The sequence below is a fragment of the Caulobacter segnis genome (assembly GCF_003243465.1).
In the GTDB taxonomy this organism is placed as follows: Bacteria; Pseudomonadota; Alphaproteobacteria; order Caulobacterales; family Caulobacteraceae; genus Caulobacter; species Caulobacter segnis_A.
In genome coordinates this window covers 1-3900 of the sequence record NZ_QFQZ01000148.1, presented here as the reverse complement: position 1 = coordinate 3900, position 3900 = coordinate 1, and the positions used below count along the sequence as shown (strand labels likewise).

At 68.6% G+C, this 3900-nt stretch carries 4 protein-coding genes; 2 read left to right on the top strand and 2 right to left on the bottom strand.

Annotated elements, in window-relative coordinates; genetic code table 11:
* Positions 1-205 precede the first annotated feature (205 nt).
* Positions 206-949 (bottom strand): tRNA1(Val) (adenine(37)-N6)-methyltransferase, encoded by a 744-nt coding sequence (locus tag DI526_RS23250; protein WP_304283378.1) that lies wholly within the window; start codon positions 947-949, stop codon positions 206-208.
* 113 nt (positions 950-1062) lie between these two features.
* Here DI526_RS23250 and DI526_RS23245 point away from each other — a divergent pair, with 113 nt between their 5' ends.
* Together DI526_RS23245 and DI526_RS23240 are read left to right on the top strand one after the other, a co-directional pair.
* Positions 1063-2073 (top strand): polyprenyl synthetase family protein, encoded by a 1011-nt coding sequence (locus DI526_RS23245; protein WP_304283375.1) that lies wholly within the window; start codon positions 1063-1065, stop codon positions 2071-2073.
* A gap of 124 nt (positions 2074-2197) precedes the next feature.
* Complete coding sequence (locus tag DI526_RS23240) at positions 2198-2596, top strand: YccF domain-containing protein (RefSeq protein WP_304283372.1); 399 nt, start codon at positions 2198-2200, stop codon at positions 2594-2596.
* Between the two features lie 60 nt (positions 2597-2656).
* Here DI526_RS23240 and fumC read toward each other — a convergent pair.
* A partial coding sequence (gene fumC / locus DI526_RS23235; protein ID WP_304283370.1) for a class II fumarate hydratase occupies positions 2657-3900 on the bottom strand: 1244 nt, incomplete at its 5' end.

The following is a 3900-nucleotide window of genomic DNA, read 5'->3' as shown; positions in this document are numbered from 1 at the left end:
CGTCCGGGGGGAACGGAGTCCCGAGCAGATAACGCTCACGCCCGCCGTCCTCATGGAAACAACAGCCTGGCGGAGCGGATGACGAGCCGAAACGCAACAAAACACTACGGTCTCCGGGTTCGCCCGGCCGCTCCGTCGCCTCCCCATGACCTTCAGCGGCAAGCCGCGTGAAGCCGAGAGCCCATGTCAGATGACCGCATGATCTTCACCAGCCCAGCGCCGCCTCGCCCCGCAGGATCGCTTCGGCCTGCGCCGTGTGCTTGCCGCCGTCGCGGTCGTGCAGCACTAGCGGCGGCAGCAGAACCAGCGGGGCCTTGCCGGTCTTGATCGCCCTGACGATCACCCGCTTGGCCGGCGCGTCGGCGAACGGGGCGATCGGCCGGATGCGGAACGAGCCGGCCTTGGGCGCCAGCTGCCCCAGCAGGTCGGCCAGGCGGTCGGCGCGGTGGATGATCGTGATCGTGCCGCCCTCGCGCACCGCCTTCAGGCAAAAGCTCGTCCAGGCCGAAAGGCCGCCGTCGGCCATCCAGGCGCCGCTCTTGGCCGGGGAGGGGGCGCGCAGCGTTGCAGGGTCGTCGAAGAACGGCGGATTGCTCATCACCGCGTCGAAGACGGGCAAGCCCAAGGCGCGGAACCCCGAATCGACGTCGCCCGTCTGGATGGAGACGCGGTCGGAGAGCACGTTAAGGTCGGCGTTCTGCGCCGCCAGGGTGGCGGCGACGGGGTCGCGCTCGACGCCTTGGAACAGAACCTCCGGCCGACGCGCGGCGGCGGCCAGCAGGGCGCCGCCCACGCCGCACCCAGGCTCCAGCACCCGCTGGCCGGGCGTGGCGTCGCAAACCGCCGCCAAGAGGGCCGCATCCATGCCGGCTCTGTAGCCGTCGGCCTTCTGACGGAGCCTCAAGCGCCCCCCCAGAACCCGATCCTCCGTCACCCGCTGATCGTCCAATGCTTTTGAGGCCTTGTGCTCGCCTTGACCCTGACCTATCCCGCCACCATTGTCCCTCGCAACGGCTGATCCCACCGAATAGCGACGGGGCGCGCCGCAAGGAGATCGAAGTCTTGGACGCAGCCACAGCGACCCTCCCCCGGAAAGCGGGCTCGGTGGATCGTCTCGTGCGCCTCGCCGAGACCGACATGGCCGGCGTCAACCGCCTGATCACCGAGCGGATGCAGAGCGACGTGCCGATCATCCCGGCCCTGGCCGAGCACCTGATCGCCGCCGGCGGCAAGCGCTTGCGCCCGCTGCTGACCGTCGCCGCCGCGCGTCTCGCCGGCTCCGATAACGACCACTGCCTGAAGCTGGCGGCCGCCGTCGAGTTCATCCACACCGCCACCCTGCTGCATGACGACGTCGTCGACGGCAGCGCGCTTCGCCGGGGCAAGGTCGCCGCGCACCTGATCTGGGGCGGGGCGCAGAGCGTGCTGGTCGGCGACTTCCTGTTCGCCCGCGCCTTCGAGCTGATGGTCGAGACCAATTCGATGAAGGCGCTGGAGATCCTGGCCCGCGCCAGCCGCGTCATCGCCGAGGGCGAGGTCATGCAGCTGATGCGCAGCCACGACCTGAACCTGTCGCAGGCCCTCTATCTCGAGATCATCCAGGCCAAGACCGCCGAGCTGTTCGCCGCGGCCTCGGAGGCCGGCGCGGTCTCGGCGGGCGTCGATCACGCCCAGACCGACGCGCTGAAGGCCTACGGCCTGCAGCTGGGCCTGGCGTTCCAGTTGGTCGACGACGCGCTGGACTACGGCGGCGCGACCGAGACGCTTGGCAAGAACGCCGGCGACGACTTCCGCGAAGGCAAGGCGACCCTGCCGCTGCTGCTGGCTATAGCCCGCTCTGGGCCGCGCGAGGCCGAGTTCTGGGAGCGGGCCGTCGGTCGCCGCGAGCAGACCGAGGCCGACTTCCGCCGCGCTCGCGAGCTGATCATCGGCACGGGCGCGCTGGACGCGACCCTGGATCTGGCAACCGACTACGCCGACAAGGCCAAGGCGGCGCTGGCGATTTTCCCGGCCAATGAGTGGCGTGGGGCGCTGGAAGATCTGGCCGATTTCGCGGTCAGCCGCCGGGCCTAGGCCGACAGCGCTTCGGATCGCCCGGTGAATTCGGCGTAATTCGGCGGGCGCGATCTTCACAGGCGGGCGGAACGGGGCCACTTGAGGGCTTCAGAGGCCGGCTTGGCCTTGTGGGGACAACGCCTTGATCCGCTTTCTTCTCAACGTTCTCTGGTTCTTCTTCGGCGGCTTCGTCATGGGCCTGGGCTGGCTTCTGGCCGGTCTGCTGCTGGCCATCACCGTCGTGGGCCTGCCCTATGCCGGCGCGGCCTGGCGCGTCGCGGGCTTCGCCTTCTGGCCGTTCGGCAAGGAGATCGTCAGCCGCGAGATCCTGACCGGCCGCCAGGACCTGGGCACGGGGCCGGTGGGCTTCCTGCTGAACGTGATCTGGTTCGTGCTGGCCGGCTGGTGGCTGGCCCTGGGCCACGTCGTCGTCGCGTGCGCCGAGGCGATCACGATCATCGGCATCCCGTTCGCCATCAAGGATCTGCAACTGGCCCGCATCGCCCTGGCGCCAGTCGGTCTCGAGGTCGTCCGGCGGTAGGCCCAAACGAAAAAGGGGCCGCCTCACGGCGACCCCTGATCGTTCTCAGGCTCCCGAGCCTCAGCCCGGCGAGACCATCTTCTCCGGGCGGACGTACTGGTCGAACTCCTCGTTCGTCAGGTAGCCGCCGCCGACGGCCTCCTCGCGCAGGGTCGTGCCGTTCTTGTGCGCGGTCTTGGCGATCTTGGCGCAGATGTCATAGCCCAGGCGGCCGTTCAGGGCCGTGACCAGCATCAGCGAGTTCTCGACGCCCTTCTTGATGTTGTCGATGCGCGGCTCGATGCCGACCACGCAGTTGTCGGTGAAGCTGATCGCCGCGTCGGCCAGCAGGCGGACCGACTGCAGGAAGTTATAGGCCATCACCGGGTTGAAGACGTTCAGCTCGAAGTGGCCTTGCGAGCCCGCGAAGGTCAGGGCGGCCTGGTTGCCGAACACCTGGACGCAGACCTGGGTGAGGGCCTCACATTGCGTCGGGTTGACCTTGCCCGGCATGATCGACGAGCCGGGCTCGTTTTCCGGCAGCGACAGCTCGCCAAGGCCGGCGCGCGGGCCCGAGCCCAGGAAGCGGATGTCGTTGGCGATCTTGAACAGGCTGGCGGCGACCGTGTTGATCGCGCCGTGGCTGAAGACCATGGCGTCGTGGGCGGCCAGGGCCTCGAACTTGTTCGGGGCGGTCGTGAAGGGCAGGCCGGTGATCGCGGCGATGGCCTCGGCCACGCCCTCGGCGAAGCCGATCGGCGCGTTCAGGCCGGTGCCGACGGCGGTGCCGCCCTGGGCCAGCTGCATCAGCTTGGGCAGGGTCTGCTCGATGCGCTCGATGCCGTTCTCGACCTGCTGGGCGTAGCCGCTGAACTCCTGGCCCAGCGTCAGCGGGGTGGCGTCCTGCGTATGCGTGCGGCCGATCTTGATGATCTCCGCCCAGGCGTCCGACTTGGCCTTCAGCGCCGTGTGCAGGTGCTTTAGGGCCGGCAGCAGGTCGCGGACGATCTGCTCGGCGCAGGCCACGTGCATGGCCGTCGGATAGGTGTCGTTCGACGACTGGCTCATATTGACGTGATCGTTCGGGTGGACGGGCTTTTTCGTACCCATCTCGCCGCCCAGGATCTCGATCGCGCGGTTCGAGATCACCTCGTTGGCGTTCATGTTCGACTGGGTGCCCGAACCCGTCTGCCAGACGACCAGCGGGAAGTGATCGTTCAGCTTGCCTTCGATGACCTCGTTGGCGGCCTGGATGATGGCTTCCGCCAGCTTCGGGTCCAGCTTGCCGAGCTTGGTGTTGGTCTCGGCGGCGGCGCGCTTGACGA